14 protein-coding genes are annotated in these 19,802 nt (G+C 47.1%); 2 read left to right on the top strand and 12 right to left on the bottom strand.

The annotated features are described in order from the left end of the window. Positions 1-51: 51 nt before the first annotated feature. The 4 genes from guaB to AC3WS5_RS10085 form a co-directional block, all read right to left on the bottom strand. The gene (gene guaB, locus AC3WS5_RS10100; protein ID WP_492467228.1) at positions 52-1,545 is read right to left on the bottom strand and encodes an IMP dehydrogenase; all 1,494 of its coding nucleotides are present in this window, start codon (positions 1,543-1,545) and stop codon (positions 52-54) included. Positions 1,546-1,618: 73 nt separating this feature from the next. Further along, on the bottom strand, positions 1,619-2,719 hold the full coding sequence (gene dprA / locus AC3WS5_RS10095) for a DNA-processing protein DprA (protein WP_492467226.1): 1,101 nt from the start codon (positions 2,717-2,719) through the stop codon (positions 1,619-1,621). Between the two features lie 50 nt (positions 2,720-2,769). Next, positions 2,770-3,453 carry a ribose-5-phosphate isomerase RpiA gene (gene rpiA, locus AC3WS5_RS10090; RefSeq protein ID WP_492467224.1) on the bottom strand — a complete coding sequence of 228 codons (684 nt, stop codon included), beginning with the start codon at positions 3,451-3,453 and terminating at the stop codon, positions 2,770-2,772. Next, on the bottom strand, positions 3,450-4,709 hold the full coding sequence (locus AC3WS5_RS10085; RefSeq protein ID WP_492467222.1) for an aspartate aminotransferase family protein: 1,260 nt from the start codon (positions 4,707-4,709) through the stop codon (positions 3,450-3,452). The genes rpiA and AC3WS5_RS10085 overlap by 4 nt, the downstream gene beginning before the upstream one ends. Positions 4,710-4,984: 275 nt before the next feature. On the opposite strand from AC3WS5_RS10085, the gene AC3WS5_RS10080 reads away from it, so the two are divergent. Next, a complete protein-coding gene (locus AC3WS5_RS10080; RefSeq protein WP_492467220.1) occupies positions 4,985-8,341 on the top strand; it encodes a methylmalonyl-CoA mutase family protein in 3,357 nt (1,118 codons plus the stop codon). A 164-nt stretch (positions 8,342-8,505) separates the two neighbouring features. Here AC3WS5_RS10080 and AC3WS5_RS10075 read toward each other — a convergent pair whose 3' ends face one another. The 8 genes from AC3WS5_RS10075 to AC3WS5_RS10040 all read right to left on the bottom strand — a co-directional run bounded on the left by AC3WS5_RS10075 (position 8,506) and on the right by AC3WS5_RS10040 (position 16,628). Continuing rightward, positions 8,506-9,618, bottom strand: coding sequence for an ABC transporter permease (locus AC3WS5_RS10075; RefSeq protein ID WP_492467218.1), 1,113 nt, complete (start codon positions 9,616-9,618; stop codon positions 8,506-8,508). A gap of 33 nt (positions 9,619-9,651) precedes the next feature. Further along, positions 9,652-10,758: an ABC transporter permease gene (locus AC3WS5_RS10070; protein ID WP_492467216.1), complete on the bottom strand. Its 1,107-nt coding sequence runs from the start codon at positions 10,756-10,758 to the stop codon at positions 9,652-9,654. Positions 10,759-10,943: 185 nt separating this feature from the next. After that, positions 10,944-11,744 (bottom strand): ABC transporter ATP-binding protein, encoded by an 801-nt coding sequence (locus AC3WS5_RS10065; RefSeq protein ID WP_492467214.1) that lies wholly within the window; start codon positions 11,742-11,744, stop codon positions 10,944-10,946. Positions 11,745-11,753: 9 nt separating this feature from the next. Continuing rightward, entirely contained in the window at positions 11,754-12,719 is a 966-nt protein-coding gene (locus AC3WS5_RS10060) for an ABC transporter ATP-binding protein (RefSeq protein ID WP_492467212.1), read from the bottom strand. Between the two features lie 18 nt (positions 12,720-12,737). After that, complete coding sequence (locus AC3WS5_RS10055) at positions 12,738-13,694, bottom strand: HlyD family secretion protein (RefSeq protein ID WP_492467210.1); 957 nt, start codon at positions 13,692-13,694, stop codon at positions 12,738-12,740. Positions 13,695-13,755: 61 nt separating this feature from the next. Then, positions 13,756-15,003, bottom strand: a complete 1,248-nt coding sequence (locus AC3WS5_RS10050) for a TolC family protein (RefSeq protein WP_492467208.1) — start codon at positions 15,001-15,003, stop codon at positions 13,756-13,758. Positions 15,004-15,048: 45 nt separating this feature from the next. Beyond that, positions 15,049-15,663 (bottom strand): TetR/AcrR family transcriptional regulator, encoded by a 615-nt coding sequence (locus AC3WS5_RS10045; RefSeq protein ID WP_492467206.1) that lies wholly within the window; start codon positions 15,661-15,663, stop codon positions 15,049-15,051. A gap of 92 nt (positions 15,664-15,755) precedes the next feature. Further along, positions 15,756-16,628, bottom strand: a complete 873-nt coding sequence (locus tag AC3WS5_RS10040) for a fructosamine kinase family protein (protein ID WP_492467204.1) — start codon at positions 16,626-16,628, stop codon at positions 15,756-15,758. A 58-nt stretch (positions 16,629-16,686) separates the two neighbouring features. Here AC3WS5_RS10040 and AC3WS5_RS10035 point away from each other — a divergent pair, with 58 nt between their 5' ends. Continuing rightward, positions 16,687-19,617 carry a M16 family metallopeptidase gene (locus AC3WS5_RS10035; RefSeq protein ID WP_492467202.1) on the top strand — a complete coding sequence of 977 codons (2,931 nt, stop codon included), beginning with the start codon at positions 16,687-16,689 and terminating at the stop codon, positions 19,615-19,617. Positions 19,618-19,802: the final 185 nt, after the last annotated feature.

The following is a 19,802-nucleotide window of genomic DNA, read 5'->3' as shown; positions in this document are numbered from 1 at the left end:
TATAAAATGTCTGGTATCTAGCGTCTAATGTCTAACGTCTAATATTAGCAGCTATCTACTATAATTCGGGGCTTCCTTGGTAACATCAATATCGTGTGGATGGCTTTCCGTGACGCCGGCGGTTGTGATCTTGATAAACTGAGCTTTTTGCAGGTCCTGGATATTTGCTGCGCCGCAGTAACCCATCCCGGCTTTTAAACCCCCGATATATTGAAAGATCACTTCTTTGAGTGTTCCTTTGTAAGCCACGCGACCTTCGATCCCTTCCGGAACGAATTTTTTAACGTCATCTTCAGGATCCTGAAAATACCGGTCGCTGCTTCCGGATGACATGGCGCCAAGTGATCCCATGCCGCGGTAAGCTTTGTACTTTCTGCCATCGTAGATGATTGTTTCGCCGGGACTCTCTTCCGTGCCGGCAAAAACACTTCCCATCATAACACAATCGGCTCCTGCCGCCAACGCCTTCACCATATCGCCGGTATATCGGATTCCACCATCGGCAATAACCGGGATTCCGGTGTCCTTCAAACCTGATGCAGCGTCCAGGATAGCCGTCAACTGAGGCATTCCGGCTCCGGCAACAATACGGGTTGTGCATATAGATCCTGGCCCGATACCAACTTTCACAGCATCTGCGCCTGCCTCGGCCAACACCTTTGCTCCGGCCGCTGTACCCACGTTTCCGGCAACAACATTCAATTCAGGGAAATTCTTCTTCACTTTTTTCAGCGCGTCAATAACCCCTCTGCTGTGCCCATGCGCGCTATCGAGTACCACCAGATCTACACCCACCTGTTGCAGCGCATCAATCCGGTCCAGCATATCGGTCGTGATACCAATTCCTGCACCTACGAGCAGTCTGCCAAAGCTGTCTTTAATAGCGTTCGGGTAACTGGTTACCTGGAGGAGGTCGCGGTAAGTGATCAAACCGATCAGCTTACCCTGGTTGTCAACTACCGGAAGTTTTTCGAATTTGTATTGGCGTAGTATCGTCCTGGCTTTCTTCAAATCGGTACCTTCAGGTGCCGTCACCAGGTTGGTGCTGGTCATCACTTCGCTTACACTTCGTTTAAGATCTTCTTCAAATCGTAAATCGCGGTTAGTCAGGATACCTACTAACTTATGGTTCTTATCCACAATAGGTATTCCGCCGATCTTATTTTCGCGCATCAGGCGAAGCGCATCACCAACGACTGCGTCTTCACGCAGGGTTATAGGGTCCAGGATCAGCCCGCTTTCACTTCTTTTTACTTTTCGAACCTGGCTGGCCTGGTTTTCAATACTCATATTTTTATGGAGGATGCCTAGTCCGCCTTCCCGTGCAATAGCGGTGGCCAGTGCAGCTTCCGTTACGGTATCCATCGCTGCAGAAAGGATCGGGGTGTTCAGAGAAATGTCCCTGGTGAGCCGGGTCCTGATGTCGACATCCCGCGGCAGCACCTGGCTGTATGCAGGCACCAGCAGTACATCGTCAAACGTTAAACTTTCGGTAATTATTCTGGCCTCTGGGCCAGTCTCGGGAGAAGAATTTCTTATTGCCATGTGCAAAGATAATGGAGATCCCCGAATTATAGCAAAGTTTTGAATCAGTAGGATTTTCCCGGGACCCGGAAGGTTATAAAAGTCGATACATTTTTCCTGGGAGTGATTCCACAATTTGCTGCATCTCAAGATTCAGGATCGCCATAGCTACCTGGCTGCTCGGTAATCCGGCGTTCAGTTGAATTTCGTCAATATTCGTTTGTTCCTTCTGTCCGATTATATCGAATACGATTTTTTCCGATGGTGAAAGTTCTGTAAACAGCTCGCGTGATTTCTTCGGGGGCGGTTTTTCAGACGGATCCCTCCAGCCCAGGATTTCCAACATCGATTGGGTGTCTGTCATCAGCATAGCTTTGTTATGCTGAATCAGGAAGTTGCAGCCACTGCTTTTCTTATCAGTGGTCTTTCCGGGATAGGCAAATACATCACGGTTATATCCGTTTGCGAGCTCGGCGGTGATCATGCTGCCTCCCTTGATTTCGGTTTCAATAACCAGTGTAGCGTCGCTCATACCGGCGACAACGCGGTTACGACTCGGAAAATTATAACGATCGGGGATAGTGTCCCTTCTGAATTCCGTAAGCAGTCCTCCCTGGGAAACCATATCTCGGGCCAGGCCGGAGTTTACCTGCGGATAGATCTTATCCAGGCCATGTGCCAGTACGCCCACCGTTTCCATCCGGTTTTTCAATGCAAATTTATGGGCCAGTGAATCGATGCCGTAGGCCAGGCCACTCACAATCAGGATGCCGGTCCCGCTGAGGTCCTGCATGAGGCTTTCTACCACTTTTCTACCGTAATCGGTATTGCTCCTGGTCCCCACTACTGCCAGGATTTTTGACTGATTCAAATTTGCGGAGCCCTTGTAATAAAGCAGGGTGGGTGGGTCATAACAATTCAAAAGACGTTGCGGATAATTTTCGTCCGTGATAAACAAGGGTGTGATGCTGTTTTTCCCGATAAAAGCTATTTCTTTTTCAGCCAGAGCGAAATCCTGAAAGTCTCTGATGCTTTTGGCTCTCAGGGCGCCTAATCCTTCAATTCGCTCCAGGGTGGATTTACGTGCAGTGAATACCTCGGAAATATCCATGTGCTGCAATAAGATCTTTGCCTGTACACATCCAATATTTGGAATAAGTGTCAGGGCTATTTTCTGAAGGAGGCAATCGTTCATAGCGGACTGTTTATCCCGCTAAAATAGGAAGAATTCAGATGCTTTTCGTCTTAATGCCGGGAGAAACGGATAATGTTATCGCCGCTTGCCATGATAACCAGGTGGGTCAGATTTACAAAAAGCCCGTGTTCCACAATGCCTACGATCTGATCCAGTTTTGCTGCCAGATCTGCCGGATTTTCAATCAGGCCAAAATCAGTATCAATGATAAAATTTCCCTGATCAGTGATAAAATTTGAGTCATTTACTTTTCTTATAGTTCCGGTTCCGCCAAAACTTCCCAGCATGCCGAGTACATAATTGCAGGCAAAGGGTATGACCTCGATCGGCACGCCGAACTTACCAAGCTTGTCCACATGTTTCGAATAATCCGCAATCGTAATATGTAAGCGAGTGAGTGAAGCAACAATTTTCTCGCGCAATAGCGCACCACCACCTCCTTTGATCAGTTCCAACTTGTCGGTAAATTCATCAGCGCCGTCAATCGTGATGTCAATAGCGTCGATATTGTTGATATCCACCAGAGGAATTCCGAGCGAGGCTGCCAGTTGCCGGGTGCTTTCAGACGTCGGCACCGCTTGTATTTTCAGACCTTCCCCCACCATACGCCCAACGGCTTCCGTGGCAAACAGGGCGGTGGAGCCCGTTCCCAGTCCCACAACCATTCCGTCCTTGATCTGTTTTACAGCCTCCAGCGCTGCCATTTTTTTTTCTGCTGCCATATTCCGTGTCATAAATCGGGCTTGTTTAGTGTTTTTAAAATCAGGTCGCATGCTTCTCTGACCTGGTCTTCCGTGATCGTCAGCGGCGGGCATATCCGCAAACTGCTGTCGGCGAACAGGAACCAATCCGTCAGGATGCCTTTGCCCGGAAGCGCGACCAGGGTATCTATGATTTTCTTATTTGTTTGGAAAGAGTCAAACTCAACGGCGATCCACAGCCCGAAGGATCGGATATCCAGGATCTTTGGATGCCTGAGAAGTTCCAGAAATACTGTTTCTTTATGGGTTACAGTTTGAATCAGGTTTTCGTCCAGGAGCGTTTGCAACGCGGCCATTCCGGCAGCGCAACTGACCGGGTGCCCCCCGAAAGTTGTAATATGGCCCAAAACAGGGTTTTCAGCAAGTGTATACATCATTTCCCTGGAAGCAATAAATGCCCCCAGCGGCATACCACCTCCCAGCGCCTTCCCCAATAATAAAATATCAGGAACCACATCAAAATGTTCGAAGGCCCATAATTTGCCTGTCCGCCCGAATCCTGCCTGGATCTCATCCAGCACCAGCAAAGCGCCGGTCTCAGTACATCGGTTGCGTACCGCTTTGAGCCAGGATTTATCGGGAACCCTGACACCGGCTTCTCCCTGAACCGTTTCGAGAACGACGCAGGCGGTTTGTTCAGTGATCTCCGACAGCCATTCCCGGGAATTAAAATCGACGTGTGACACACCTGGCAACAGTGGTCTGAATGCGTTTCGCCAGTGCTCTTCACCGAAAAGACTCAGGGCCCCCTGTGTGGATCCATGGTAAGCCTGTTTGCATGCGATGATCTCCGCGCGATTCGTCACCCGTTTGGCCAATTTCATGGCACCCTCCACCGCTTCTGCACCGGAATTGGTAAAATATACGGAATCCAGTGAAGCGGGGAAGTGCTCGGTCAACAGTTGCGCGTATCGTACCTGTGGCGATTCCACAAATTCTCCGTAAACCATTATATGGAGATAGGCTTCGAGCTGGCTTTGAATGGCCGAGACTACCGCCGGGTGCCGGTGCCCGATGTTGGCTACGTTGATGCCTCCGATCAGATCCAGGTATTCCTTCCCTTCTTTATCGTACAGTATACAGTTTTCGGCCCGGGTGATTTCGAGCGCCATGGGCGCCGGTGAGGTCTGGGCCAGGTGCCGGAAGAAAAGTTCACGCTGGTTCATGCGGTAAAAGTAGGGATAAGTATTTAGTATTTCGGCTGATTCATCACGTATATGTAGAGCCATACTTGTGTGGACACTCAATTATTAAAGGGAACATAGATGGAGGAAAATTAATATATGAAGCACCATGCTGGCGTGGATATTCTGTTATTAACGGGAACATAGACGGCGAAAAATCAGTATATGAAGAATCAGGCTGGCGTGGTAATCATTGTAAACAGAGTGCGGAATTGAGGCATTTTAAATGAATAATGCGTCTTTCGGAGAATGCATCTCTAAAAATTTAACCTAATAATCCTAAATTTGCTAACATTCGTTTGTATCTAATTCAACAGGGCATGAAAATCAGAATGGTCACCGCCGCTTCCCTCTTTGACGGACACGATGCTGCCATCAATATAATGAGACGGATTTTGCAGAGTAAGGGAGTGGAAATCATCCATCTCGGGCACAACCGTAGCGCCCGGGAGATTGTGGAATGCGCCATTGAAGAGGATGTACACGCCATCGCTGTTACCAGTTACCAGGGCGGTCACCTGGAGTTTTTCAAGTATATGAAAGATCTGCTGAGCGAAGCGGGTTGCGGTCATATTAAGATTTTCGGAGGTGGGGGTGGTACCATCCTGCCCAGTGAGATCAGTGAACTGATCAGCTATGGCATTTCGGGCATTTACAGTCCGGATGATGGCAGAAAGATGGGGCTTGAGGGAATGATCGACGACCTGATCCGCAAAGCTACCCCGGCAACGAACGATGGCAGTGAATGGAATACAGATTTTGGTAATGCGCCCCTGCATTGGGGAAGCGAAACTCCTCTGGGCGAGGTTAAGGATATCCGGAGAATTTCCCGGGCTATAACACTCGCAGAATCTGGTTTGCCATATCAGCCGGTATTGGATGCCCACCGTTGGTCCTCTCCGTTATCGGGGCCTGTGCTATTGGGCGTCACTGGGCCCGGCGGTGCAGGAAAATCTTCTGTTACCGATGAACTGGCCCGCCGGTTTCTGAATCAATTCCAGGATAAAACGCTCGCCGTTATTTCGGTTGATCCTTCCCGTAAAAAGACGGGGGGCGCCTTGCTGGGCGACCGGATACGGATGAATGCCATTTCCCACCCGCGGGCTTACATGCGTTCCATGGCTACCCGCGAGGACGATACTGCGCTGAGTGGGAGCGTACAAGCGGCTATTGATATTTGCAGACGGGCAGGCTTTGATCTGATTATCCTGGAAAGCGCCGGGGTTGGACAAAGTGATACGTCCATCGTCAAACACAGCGATGTAAGTCTTTATGTGATGACCCCCGAATTTGGCGCAGCATCTCAGCTCGAAAAGATAAATATGCTCGATTATGCCGACCTGGTGTGTATCAACAAATTTGATAAGGCCGGTTCCCTGGATGCGCTCGCCGATGTTAGGAAACAATACAAACGAAACCACCTCTTATGGCATGCCGCCAACGAAGATCTCCCGGTAATCGGGACAATAGCGGCGCAGTTTGACGATCCGGGTGTTAATGAACTGTTTGAACGCGTACTGGAACGAATTGCAGAGAACACGGGTGTTTATTTTGGAAGACCGGTGGAACATCATTCCCATATACAAGATACCTACAACCATTCTCAGGTCATTCCGCCTGCACGGGTCAGGTATTTGTCGGAAATTGTGGAAACGATCCGAAGTTATGATCAGTGGGTGGAAGAACAGAGTCTTGTGGCTTCAAACCTTTACCAGTTGAGAGGAACAATCAGAATGATGCAAGAAGGAAATCATGCCGGCGATACGCAGCTTCAAGGTTTGCATCAACGGTACGGGGAATTGGAATCAAAATTGGATCCGGGAGTAAAGTCGCTGTTGGATGGCTGGAACACGCTGACAGAATCCTACAATAAGGAGGAGTATAGTTACCCGGTACGGGGAAAAACAATCAGCCAGCCGCTTACCACCACTTCTCTGAGTGGGATACGGATCAGAAAAGTGGTGTTGCCGACCTACCGGGATTGGGGCGACCAGATAGCGTGGCAGCTCCAGGAAAATGTGCCGGGGAAATTTCCATTTACTGCCGGTGTTTATGAGCTCAAGCGCCAGGATGAAGATCCCACGCGGATGTTTGCCGGTGAGGGCACTCCGGAAAGAACAAATAAACGTTTTCATTATGTGAGTATGGGTCAGCCCGCTAAAAGACTGAGTACGGCGTTCGACAGCGTGACGCTCTACGGGGAAGACCCGGCAGAACGCCCGGATATTTATGGAAAGATCGGCAATAGCGGCGTGAGTATTGCCACGGTGGATGATGCGAAGAAACTCTATAGCGGTTTTGATCTTTGCAGTCCCGATACCTCGGTGTCCATGACCATCAATGGCCCGGCTCCGGTAATCCTGGCTTTTTTTCTAAACGCTGCGATTGATCAGCTCTGCGAAAAAGCAGCAGATTCGGAGATTCCGGTGGAGCCAATGGAAAATATGCCGGCTTATACCGGTACCCTGCCGGATGGAAATAATGGTCTGGGTTTGAAACTGCTGGGTCGCAGTGGTGACCAGGTGCTGACAGCCAAAAAATATGTGGCACTTAAAAGACAAGCTTTGGAAAGCGTCAGGGGCACGGTACAGGCAGATATTCTGAAAGAAGACCAGGCGCAGAACACCTGTATATTTTCCACGGAGTTTTCGATGAAGCTGATGGGTGATGTGCAGGAATACTTCATCCGGAACGGCGTGCGTAATTTTTACAGTATCAGCATCAGCGGGTATCATATTGCGGAAGCCGGCGCCAATCCAGTAACCCAACTGGCATTTACACTGGCGAATGGATTTACCTATGTGGAATACTTTCTGAGCCGGGGGATGCATATCGATGAATTTGCACCCAATCTTTCCTTCTTTTTCAGTAATGGAATGGACCCCGAATATAGTGTGATCGGACGGGTCGCCCGCCGGATCTGGGCCAAGGCGATGAAACACAAATACGGCGCTAATGACAGATCGCAAAAACTAAAATATCACATTCAGACCTCGGGTCGCAGCCTTCATGCGCAGGAGATCGATTTTAATGATATCAGGACCACGCTGCAGGCGCTGTATGCTATTTATGACAACTGCAATTCACTTCACACCAATGCGTATGATGAAGCCATAACAACACCCACCGAGGAAAGTGTGAGGCGGGCGATCGCTATTCAACTGATCATCAACAGGGAACTGGGCAGTACGAAAACAGAAAATTTTATACAGGGAAGTTTTGCTGTGGAAGAACTGACCGGGCTCGTGGAAGAGGCTGTCCTGGCTGAGTTTGAGCGGATCAGTCAGCGAGGCGGTGTACTGGGCGCTATGGAGCGGATGTACCAGCGAAATAAGATACAGGAAGAAAGTTTATTATATGAAACGCTGAAGAACAGTGGCAAGCTGCCGCTGGTCGGGGTGAATACTTTCCTGAATAAACAGGGGAGTCCTACAAATGTGCCGGATCAGGTCATCCGCAGCAGCCGTGAAGAAAAAGATCAGCAGATCGAAAACCTGAAAGCTTTTCAGCACCGTAACTGCAACCGCTCAGCGCAGGCACTGGACAGACTTAAACAGGTTGCCGTGCGCAATGAGAATATTTTTGAGGAATTGATGGAAACGGTGAAATATTGCTCTCTTGGCCAGATCACCCACGGACTTTATGAGGTCGGGGGACAGTACAGAAGGAATATGTAGATATTGCGCTCATTCATAATATTAATCCCATATTCAATTCGCCGCGTTGGTCGGATTATTCCTTAAATTTATCGTACCGTTTCCAGGGTGGTAGCCATTACACGACAAGAGGCTTATTAATTTCCCCCGAACTTTAGTAAAATTTACATGCGAAATAACGCGGATTAACTCGTTTTCCGGTAGTTCCAGATGGCCAGACCGTTCAGCAGCAAACCAAATCCGGCAAGGATCAGGAAAATATTCCTTACGTCATACAAGTTGCTGCCTTTCAGGACAACCATCCTGATGGCCTTCATGAAATAAGTAATCGGTATGGAATGCGAAATATTCCTGGCCCAAAGCGGCATGCTTTCGACAGAAGTAAACAATCCGCTCATCAGCACAAAAATCATAATAAAGAAAAAGGAGATGAACATGGCCTGCAATTGGTTGTTGCTGACTGTGGAAACCAGCAAACCAAAGCCCAGCATGGCAATGAGGTAGACCCCCGTCAGTGCATAGAGTATCGCAATACTCCCCACTGGTCTGATGCCATAAAACACAATGGCAACCAACAAACCAATGGTGAGCACAATCATCCCCATTACCCAGAACGGGATTAGTTTGCCCAGGATAAACTGCCATTTTTTAATCGGCGTCGCGTTGATCTGTTCGATAGTGCCAACTTCTTTTTCGCGGACGATATTGAGCGCAGAAAGTGACCCCGAAAATATCGTTAGCAGGAATGCGAGGATACCGGGGACAATATACCAGAAGTAATTGGCGTATGGATTAAACCAGTTGGAGGATTCTATGCTGATGTTGTAGGGGACAACTCTTTTCTGGTTTTGGTAAATTTGAATCTGTTGATTGAAATCACTTATAACGGATGTCAGGTAAGCGCTGCCCAGCGAGGATTTCGTTCCATTGATGGCATCCACCGACATATTCAGTTTGGCCCTGTTTTCCCGGACGAAATCCCTTTCAAAAGACGAAGGGATTTCCAGGACAATATCGGCTTCACCGGTTTCTATGTGCTCAAGAGCTTTCTTGTAGGTGGGTTCGTCTGCAACCAGTCTGAAGTAACCCGAAGATCCGATCTTGTTGATCAGTTTGCCCGACATTGGGCTGTGATCATTGTCCACAATGACGAGGTTCACATTCTTGACCTCAAAGTCCATAGCCAGTGGTAGGACGCCCAGTTGTACCAGTGGCAGTACAAACATCATCCCAATAATACTTTTATCCCTGAAGATCTGGAGGAACTCTTTCTGTAATATGAATCCTAGAACTTTCATATAGGTATATTTATTTTCTCAGCCGGTCACCGTTCAGGCTAATCTGATTTTAAATTTCTTAAACGCAATAGTGAGAAATACGATGGTCATTACGGTCAGTACCGTCACCTCCTTCCAGATATACCGGATACCCAAACCCTTCAACATAATGGATTTTACCGCAGTGTAATACCATTTTGCAGGCACCAGGTTAGCAAACCACTGAAAAAAGTTTGGCATATTTTCCAAGGGGAACAAAAAACCTGTGAAGATGATGGTTGGCAGCATCATGCCGATCATGGATATCAGCAACGCAATCTGCTGCGAGTTGGTGGAGTTGGAGATCACCAGCCCGAAAGCCAGGCAGGTAGCGATGAACAACATACTGACAAACAGGAAAAGCAAATGGCTGCCCAGCATGGGGACCCGCATCACGTAAATGGACATCAACAGGATAATAACCAGGTTGACGAGAGATAATACCAGGTAGGGAATTGCTTTGGCGATCAGCACCTTGACCGGGCTAAAAGGAGAGACCAGCAATATTTCCATCGTACCCAGTTCTTTTTCACGTACAATGGCAACCGATGTCAGTGCGGTACACACGATCATCAGGATCAGCGCCATTACACCCGGTACAAAATTGACGGATCCATTTTCTTCTTCATTGTATAGCATCCTCGTCTCCGGAATGATTTTGGCGCTTTGCGGGTTGGCGGCGTTGAGTTCCCGTTGGTAATCACTGGTTATCGCCGTAATATATTGGATAATCATTTTGGCTACATTCGGTTCTGAGCCGTCAGCGAGTATCTGTACCTGCGCATTGTGCGTTCCGCCCAGGTCCTGGCCAAACTGTTGCGGGAAAATAACTGCCGCTTTAATATCACCTTTCTTAAATTCCTGTTCTATACTGCTGTAGGGCATTTGCTTTTCATACATCGTGAAATACGACGAAGCCTCGTATTTATGAATTAACCTGACAGAGTGTTCGTCGTGAGCGTTGTCCACCACCAGAATATCTGCGTTCTTTACTTCGGTGGTCAGGGCGAAGCCAAATAGCAGGATCTGCATGATAGGTATTCCGTACATGATCAGCAGGGTCCGCCTGTCACGGAATACGTGATAAAATTCTTTCCGGATAAATACCAGTAACTCTTTCATGTGCTTATTTTCATGTTTTTAATGGCCACATGCCTGCCTGCCGGCTAAGGCAGGGAATTTACCATAAAAATTTTTTTCGCTGTTCACGTGAATTTGCTCAAAAATTTTTATGGACATTTCATCGTCGTTCGTTCTTTTGCGAGACAGGATCTTTTCGGAGTTCTCCGATTGATTCTGTCGCGGTGTTAATTGTCTGTTCTCTTTGCGCCCCTGGCGAGTTGATAAAAAACTTCGTCAATGGAGCTGACATCAAATCTTTGTTTCAGTGCCTGCGGTGTGTCCAGAGCCTCTATTTTCCCATCTACCATAATGGTTACACGGTCGCAGTACTCAGCTTCATCCATATAGTGCGTGGTTACGAAAATCGTGATGCCTCTTTCGGCAGCCTCATAAATCATATCCCAGAACTGACGCCTAGTCACCGGGTCCACACCGCCTGTTGGTTCATCCAGAAATACAATTTTGGGTTCGTGAAAAATGGCTACTGAAAAAGCCAGCTTTTGTTTCCAGCCAAGTGGCAGAGACGCTACCAGCGTGTTGGCGTTGTCGCTTAATCCGAGCGTATTGATGAGATCCCGGCTTCGTTCCCTGATCTCCTTCCGCGATACGCCATAAATCCCGGCAAAGAACCGGATGTTCTCTAATGGCGTCAGGTTCTCGTACAGGGAAAACTTCTGACTCATATAGCCGATATTTTTCTTTATTTTCTCCTGTTGGTGATAAACATCAAATCCACCGACCCTTGCCATGCCGGAAGTGGGAAAAGACAGCCCGCTCAGCATCCGCATAGCTGTTGTCTTGCCGGCTCCGTTTGCTCCCAGGAAACCAAAAATTTCACCTGGGTTTACCTCGAAGCTGATGTGGTCAACGGCTACGAAATTTCCGAATTTTTTTGTCAGATCCCTGCAAACAATAGCAGGCTCAATTTCGCCGGCCAGGAGGGCTGAAGGGTTTTCGTGTGTGCCTTTTGATTCAGGTATATTCATGGTACAGGTTTAAATATTTGTAACCGATTCCTGAGCGATATCGGGCGCGGAAGGCTGTTCGGTCATTAGCCGAATGAAGCTGTCTTCAATGGTCGGCTGAATAATTTCTATTTCCACCAATGAGTGACCCTTTGATTTTGCGTACTCCGTGAGGACTGAAATACCATCCGCCTCCCGGTCTCTCATTGTTACATGGAGCCACCCGCCAAAAGGAAAGCAGGACTCTACTTCGGGGAAATCTCTTAAATCCTTCAGCAGGTGATAGATATTTTCGGAACGGGCAGCATAAAGTTTTACCGGGTAACCTTTCAGAATATTTCCGGGTGTATCCACTCCCATGATCCTGCCCTTTTGAATCAGGGCGATTCTTTCGCAAAGCATAGCCTCATCCATGTACGGTGTGGAAACCAGGATGGTGATCCCCTGTTTTTTGAGATTCCTGAGCATTTCCCAAAATTCCCTGCGCGATACTGCGTCTACCCCGGTTGTCGGCTCATCCAGGAACAGGATCCTCGGTTTATGTACCAGCGCGCAACTCAATGCCAGCTTTTGTTTCATACCGCCGGAAAGGTTGCCTGCGCGCCGGTCGTTAAAAGGTTTGATCTGATCATAGATATCTTTGATCAGATCATAGTTCTCTTCAATCGTGGTACCGAACAGCGTGGCAAAAAAACTGAGGTTTTCTTTTACCGTCAGGTCCTGGTACAAGGAGAATCTGCCCGGCATATACCCGATGGAATTTCTGATCTGCCGGTAGTCCTTTACAACGTCGTAACCCCCGACTGTTGCCTGGCCCGAATCTGCGAGCAGTAAGGTGGTTAGTATCCTGAAAAGCGTTGTCTTTCCTGCACCATCCGGCCCGATCAGTCCAAACAACTCCCCGCTATTTACCTGGAGACTTATCTGGTCCACTGCCGTCACACTGCCCTTATTATAGGTCTTGATTATATTATTTAAAATAATGTTATTTTCCACGTCGAACGGTTTAGAATATCAGGAACTTTTTTTAGGGGAATTAAACAATACCTCCCCGTACATACCTATTTTCAGAAAGCCGTCATTCTTTACCCGGACCTTAATAGCGTATACCAGGTTCTCTCTTTCTTTTTTTGTCTGAATAGTTTTCGGCGTGAATTCAGATTTATCTGAGATCCAGAAAATAGTACCGGGGTATGACTTGTATCCACCTTTGCCATCATCAATTCTCACTTGTACAGCTTGGTTTAATTTAATTTGTGGGAGCTGATCGCCGGTCACATAGGCTTTAAGGTTCAATGTATCGATGTTTGCAATTTTATAAAGTGAGCGGCCGACCGTTGCCATTTCTCCTTTAAGCGCATATTTGCTAAGAACAATTCCGGCGATGGGATTGACGATTTCTCCGCGGCTGATCTGATACTGGATCGCGTCGGTTGCTTTTTCCAGCGGGTTTCGCTCGCTGAGGATACTTCGGTTCTGCGTAGCCACATTTGAATTATACAGATCGATCTGCGCGCGGGTTGCAGCCATCTGCGCATTGAGTTGCGTAATTTGCGCATCTATGTCATCCAGTTGTTTACCGGGGGCTGCATCAGCTTTTACCAGGTTTTGGATCCTGCGTTTTTCTGTATTCAGTTGTTGCATCTGAGCCTGCTGGGTGGCCAGTTGCTTTTTCACCACTTCAACCTGGTAAGCGGAAGTACCGGTTTTCTGGTTCAGTGCATTCATGGAAGCGAGGGTTTGGGCTTTTTGAAGTTTTTGCGCTTCCACATCGATCTGACCAACGACTTCATTGAGCGCCAGGCGCTGACCTTCCTCCAGATTCAGGCTTAGTATTTCGCCGTTTTGCCGGGCTGAAACGATAACTTCGTCGGCTTCGAAGTTGCCGGCAGCATCGAAGTTTATCCTGTTTGGATTGCACGCTGCGAATGAGAGAACGGAGATGATTAAGGATAGATAAAGTTTGTTCATGATTTTCGATTTATCATTTTGAATGGTGCTGACCGCTACATAGCTGATCGGGGATAATGAGTTAGTTGCCTGCTGCATTTTGATAGGTATAAATGGATTTCAACAATTGTAATTCGTGTAAAAATTTAGTCTGGGAAGCGAGATTTGCTGCGTTCAGTTTATTGATAAACTCACTGACCGTGATTACCTGATTATCCAATTGCGCTTCTGCGGCTTTCATCACTTCCTGCCGGAGCGCGATGATCTTGTCATCTTCCCCGAGCAGGGCGGTAAACTTCTCCTGATCCCTGAGCTGTTTCTGGAGCGTGGTTTTTGTATTTATCATAAAGATCTCCTTGTCCGTGTCCAGTTGCCGCTTGTTCAATTCTGTCATTTTCACATTATTCTTCCAGTTGTACAGGTTGTTGATCGGGAAAGCTAAGCGGAGGCCGCCCATCGCAAACAGGTTGAAGTTATTGTCCAGCATGTTCAGACCGGGCCTTCCATAACCTCCCTGTACAAAGGCTGATAACCTTGGCATCCAGTCTGCCTGCAGTTTCTTTTTCTGCGCATCATAAACGCTTTTCTGCAGGTCGAATAACTTCAGTTCGGGGCGGTTGATGTTTTCGTCCGGCCGGAATGAGACAGGTTTGGAGAGCCTGGTGTTTTCATCGATTGTTTTGCCGGTCAGCAGCCCCAGCATATCCCGGAATGCTTTATTGTCCGAGCTTAATTCTTTGGCGTTCATATCCACATTCAATAGCTCTGCCTGCAGTTCATTGACGTTGCTCTTGTAGCTGGTCCCGTTGGCGTATGCTGCTTCTGCTTTTTTGAGGGAAGCCGACAGGGTCTCTCTGCGGATTTTGTTCTGAGCCAGTTGTTCTTCTAAAAGCAAAATTCCAAAATAGATGTCTGTAACCCGTTCTTTTACTGACAGCATATTGACTTCAATATTTTGTAACTGGGCAAGTTCACCCGCTTTCACGATTTCTTTTTGGGCGTGCGAAGTGCCGCCGTCATACAGTAACTGACTTAATTCACCTTGCAGTTTGTACTGGTCCTTACTGATTTCCTTCACCCCGGGAATGTTGGCGGGGATACGGGTTACATCACTTTGATAGGTGGCCTGTCCGCCAATAGAGAATTGGGGCAGATAAGCTTTGTTGGCGTTTTGAAGTGAGTAATCCGTACTTTTTTTGATCAGGTCGTACTTTTTGATCAACGGGTAATTGGTCCTCGCCGATCGCCAGGCCTCCTCCAGGGAAAAATCCTGTGCGAAGGCTGTATGGGCGGCGGCCAAAAAAATTAGAAAGGAAGCAAACCTCTTCATAGCGTTTTAAGTTTAATCGTTTGATTAATCGGGTATATAAAAATATTAATGTTTTTGGTACATAGCTTCAATCCATATTGGTATCAGCGCTTTTCGCTCCTCCATCAGTTCAGGGAAATTTTCGCTAACTGGTTTGAAGATCATTTCCAGCGCAGGCCGCATAACGAATGGATATATGCACAAGCCGAGCACGTTCATGAAAAAGTGCTCGAACCTGACTTCCGGAAACCTTTCGTTAAATTGTCTTAGCAGCGCTGAGTTTTGAATGATATTGGCTCCTCTGATTATTTTGGAGACTTGCTGTGTTTCGGTCTGCAGGGCATTCAACACAAAAAGCGGCAGATCGGGATTTTCGTTGAGCAGGTTGATGTACTTTTCTGAAATAATTTGCACTTTTTCCTGCAGGGAGGTGTTCTCATCCACGATGTCCGGGACTACGGTCATGAAAAAATGCCCAAGCTTCTCAAGCATGATTATTTCAAATAAGTTTTTTTTGCTCCTAAAATAATAATTCAAAAGCGCCAGGTTGATACCGGCTTCCTCGGCAATGTCGCGGGTACGGGTTGCGGCAAACCCCCTTTTCATAAATACTTTCCGGGCTGCTTCTTTTATCTTTTCCTCTGTGGAAAGCTCCTCCTGTCTTTTTAATTCATTTTTCATTTTCAATCAAAAAATTGATTTAAAAATATGATTTAATCAATTGTTTAAAGCAAATGTATAACAATTCAGATACGGGTTTTGAATTTCAAATGTTAAAATTGTCTTAAAACGTTTTTGACGGATTGGATATATTGACCACCAAAAAGTAGTGAATGAACCAGTAAAGGGTATAATTGTGTATATGGCAGACGACCCTGCCAGTCCTTTTCCAGAGGATAAGAAGCCTGGTATGACCTATAAAAATCCAAATCAAAACCGCCAAAGAGCCGCGTCATGCCCAGATCCATTTCCCGGTGACCGTAATGAACAGCAGGATCAAATATCGCCGCGTGCCCATTGGCAGCAACCATATAATTGCCCGACCATAGATCCCCGTGCAGCAGGGCGGGGGGCTCCTCGGGAAATATTTCTGCAATATGCTTACAGAAATTTTCTGCAGAGAGAAGATCCGATTTTGAAAAATCTCTCCGTTCAAAAAGTTGTTTGGCAGCCGGGAGGATCCTGCTTTGCGCATAGAAAACGGACCAGCTCTCCGCACGCGAATTGACCTGCACCATACTGCCAATATAATTGTCCTCCGTAAAACCAAAAAAAGGTTGCTGAACCTTATGCATTTCAGCCAGTCGGGCTCCAAATGATTCCCAAAAATTCACCGACTGTCGACCTTTTGCGATCCATTGCAACAATAGAAACTGTTGGTCCCCGGAAATACCATGACGGATAACCTCGGGAACAAACAACGAAGACCCGTCATTCAGTACATTTAGCCCATGGGCCTCCTTTTCAAACATCCCCGGAAAACGACCAGCGTCATTCAATTTCAAAAAATATTTTTCACCGCCTGCATCTTCTATCTGAAACGCCGAATTGATATCGCCGCCGTAAACCGGTCGTGAACTCACCGTGCCGGGAACCACCGTTTGTATCAGCTCCTCCCGTGAATCCTGCATTTTTTGTCCATTCATATTTGTTTTTTATTTCTAAAGAAAAAAAAGATATCTTTATAGATTAAACTCTTTTTTTATGGGAAATAAACGATTTTTTGTCATTGTAGCTTTTATCTTTTTTACCGGTGCCGTATTCGCCCAGTCGAAATTTGCCTGGAAACAAGCCACTTCAGGCGGTTACACCTACAAATACGTGACCAACGATCCGATGAAGGCCAGGTTCTATACGCTCAAGAACGGACTCACTGTGATACTGAGCCCAACTGCCAAAGAACCCCGGATTCAATGTTATGTGGCGGTGAAAGCCGGCAGTAAAACAGACCCGGCCGATCACACAGGACTCGCTCATTACCTGGAACACATGTTATTTAAAGGTACCGATAAATACGGCTCACTCGATTGGAGCCGCGAAAAACCTCAACTGGAACTGATCAATGCGTTGTACAAAAAATATAACACAACGACTGATGAAACCCTGCGCAGAGATATCTACAGGCAAATCGACAGCGTAAGTGGCGTGGCCAGCAGGTTTGCGATCGCTAATGAATACGATAAAATGATGAGCGCCATGGGAGCACAGGGTACAAACGCATTTACGTCTTTCGAACAGACGGTCTATACCGACGATGTTCCGGCCTCGGCGATCAATAAATACCTGGCCGTGCAGTCTGAGCGATTCCGCAACCCGGTTTTTCGTATTTTCCACACTGAACTGGAAGCCGTGTACGAAGAGAAAAACCGCAGCCTGGATAATGACAGCCGCAAGATCTTCGAGACTTTATTTGCGGCGCTGTTCAAAAATCACAACTACGGTAAACAGACCACCATCGGTACCATCGAACACTTGAAGAATCCATCGCTGGAAGCTATCAGAAATTATTTCAATACGTACTATGTTCCTAATAACATGGGCATCATTATGAGCGGGGATTTTAATCCGGACCTCCTGATCAGGCAGATCGACCAGTCATTTGCCTTCATGAAAGAAAGACCGGTTACGCCGTACAAGGCCGCAGGCGAAGTACACTTCAGTAATCCCGAAGTTTACACGGTCATGGGGCCCGATGCGGAAAGTGTAACGATCGGCTACCGGCTTCCTGGTAACCAAAGCCGCGACCTGCCGGTCATGAATCTGATCGGCTCCATATTGACCAACGGCAGAGCTGGTCTGATGGACCTGAACCTGGTGAAGAAACAAAAACTACTGTATGCATCAGCATCCACGTTTACACTGATCGATCATGGCGTATTATACCTCAGAGGAAATGCCACGAAAGGTCAGTCACTCGAAGAAGTTAAAAATTTGCTTTTAGGAGAGATAGCAAATTTGAAACAAGGGAATTTTGACGACGACCTGTTGCTGTCCATCATTAACAATGAGAAGAAAAGACAGATTCTGGTCACCGAAAGTTACGGCGCCCGGGCCGGCTACCTGATGAATGCTTTTACCAATGAACTCGATTGGAAAGACAGGGTTGCTTCGGCGGATGATCTCTCAAAAATCACCAAAAAAGATATTACGGCATTTGCCAACAAATATTTAGTGGGTGATTATGTGGTGGTATTTAAAAAGCAGGGTGAGGATAAAAATGTGGTCAAGATAGATAAGCCGCCCATCCATCCGGTAGAAACAAATCCAAAGGCGCAATCCGATTTCGTAAAAGCGATCAACAAAATGCCTGAATCCCCGATCAGGCCTGTGTGGCTGGATTATAACAAAGATCTGCAGAAATCGACAGCCGGGCCGGCGGAGATCCTCTACGTTCAAAATAAAGACAACAGCATTTTCAGGTTGCGTTACCGCTATGAACTGGGGACCTGGAACGATCAACAACTCGGACTAGCCGCACAATACCTGCAATTCCTGGGTACCGATAAACTGAGTGCTGAGTTCATCTCTAAAGAATTCTATAAAATTGCATGCAGTTTTAGCGTTTCCGCCGGTAATGAATATACAACCGTGACCCTGGAAGGTATCCAGGAGAATATGCCTAAAGCAGTTCGTCTGTTTGAAGACCTGCTGGCGAATTGTAAACCGGACGACCAGGCGCTGCAGTCTCTCAAAGCAAGGATTCTGAAAAGCAGGGCCGACGCGAAGTTGAACAAATCTGCGATTCTCAGCGGATTACTTAATTATGCGCGCTACGGCGAGAAGAATCCGTTTAACGATGTCATCTCCAATGCAGATCTGGAACAAATCAGTTCGGCGGAATTGGTAAGCTTATTGTACAACCTCAACAAATATCCACACAAAATTCTGTACTATGGTCCCCAGTCACTGCCGGCGTTTACGGCAAGTTTGAAGTCACTTCATAACCTGCCAGTAAGCTTCACCACGGTTCCGGCAAAAAAGGAATACAAACCGGCGCAACAGCAGACCAACCAGGTTTATTTCACAGATTACGACATGGTACAATCCGAGATCAGATGGGTTAGAAACAATAATCTGTATGACCCTGAAGAGGAAACGGTGGTGACGGTGTTCAACAATTATTTTGGTGGCGGTATGGGCAGCCTGGTGTTTCAGACCATCAGGGAAAGTAAGGCGCTCGCCTATTCCACATCGGCCTACTACGTGACGCCATCAAAAAAAGAGGATCCCTATTTTGTTACAGCCTATGTGGGAAGCCAGGCAGACAAGTTTAAGGAAGCAACGACAGCCATGAACGAGTTGCTCAATAACCTGCCCGAATTGCCCGAGAACCTAACGCTCGCCAGGACCAGCGCAAAGAAAGATCTGGAAACACAGCGCATCGTGCAGGATGACATCATTTTTAATTACCTGGGCGCACAACAAAAAGGTCTCCAAGATGATATACGGAAAAAGATTTATGGGTCGATCGACCAGATCGGATATAAAGAATTAAAAGATTTTCACAATCGCAACCTGGCATCGAAGCCATTCACTTATTGCATCGTTGCATCTGAAAAGAAACTGGATAAAAGTGAACTGGAGAAATTGGGTACGGTTAAGAAAATTGAACTGAATGAGGTTTTTGGATATTAATGTGAACGGTTCCTGAAATAATCCATCCCGACGAAAAACATGTGAACCGGGCGCAATCCTTTCGTCCGGTTTTTGCCTACATTTCGTCCGAGGCATCTTGCAAGAAATGTAACCACGCTATCAGTATAAGACGCAAAAACCTCCTTTTTCCATAATTTCACCGGCAGTTTTGCCGGTTTTGCCGT

The organism is Niabella sp. CPT15-335-S11, from assembly GCF_058792415.1.
This window is presented reverse-complemented; position numbering and strand designations above follow the sequence as displayed.

Excerpts from the sequence above, each read along its gene's own strand:
- guaB (WP_492467228.1), bottom strand. The coding sequence starts at position 1,545 with ATGGCAATAAGAAATTCTTCTCCCGAGACTGGCCCAGAGGCCAGAATA.
- dprA (WP_492467226.1), bottom strand. The coding sequence starts at position 2,719 with ATGAACGATTGCCTCCTTCAGAAAATAGCCCTGACACTTATTCCAAAT.
- rpiA (WP_492467224.1), bottom strand. The coding sequence starts at position 3,453 with ATGACACGGAATATGGCAGCAGAAAAAAAAATGGCAGCGCTGGAGGCT.
- AC3WS5_RS10085 (WP_492467222.1), bottom strand. The coding sequence starts at position 4,709 with ATGGCTCTACATATACGTGATGAATCAGCCGAAATACTAAATACTTAT.
- AC3WS5_RS10080 (WP_492467220.1), top strand. The coding sequence starts at position 4,985 with ATGAAAATCAGAATGGTCACCGCCGCTTCCCTCTTTGACGGACACGAT.
- AC3WS5_RS10075 (WP_492467218.1), bottom strand. The coding sequence starts at position 9,618 with ATGAAAGTTCTAGGATTCATATTACAGAAAGAGTTCCTCCAGATCTTC.
- AC3WS5_RS10070 (WP_492467216.1), bottom strand. The coding sequence starts at position 10,758 with ATGAAAGAGTTACTGGTATTTATCCGGAAAGAATTTTATCACGTATTC.
- AC3WS5_RS10065 (WP_492467214.1), bottom strand. The coding sequence starts at position 11,744 with ATGAATATACCTGAATCAAAAGGCACACACGAAAACCCTTCAGCCCTC.
- AC3WS5_RS10055 (WP_492467210.1), bottom strand. The coding sequence starts at position 13,694 with ATGAACAAACTTTATCTATCCTTAATCATCTCCGTTCTCTCATTCGCA.
- AC3WS5_RS10050 (WP_492467208.1), bottom strand. The coding sequence starts at position 15,003 with ATGAAGAGGTTTGCTTCCTTTCTAATTTTTTTGGCCGCCGCCCATACA.
- AC3WS5_RS10045 (WP_492467206.1), bottom strand. The coding sequence starts at position 15,663 with ATGAAAAATGAATTAAAAAGACAGGAGGAGCTTTCCACAGAGGAAAAG.
- AC3WS5_RS10040 (WP_492467204.1), bottom strand. The coding sequence starts at position 16,628 with ATGAATGGACAAAAAATGCAGGATTCACGGGAGGAGCTGATACAAACG.
- AC3WS5_RS10035 (WP_492467202.1), top strand. The coding sequence starts at position 16,687 with ATGGGAAATAAACGATTTTTTGTCATTGTAGCTTTTATCTTTTTTACC.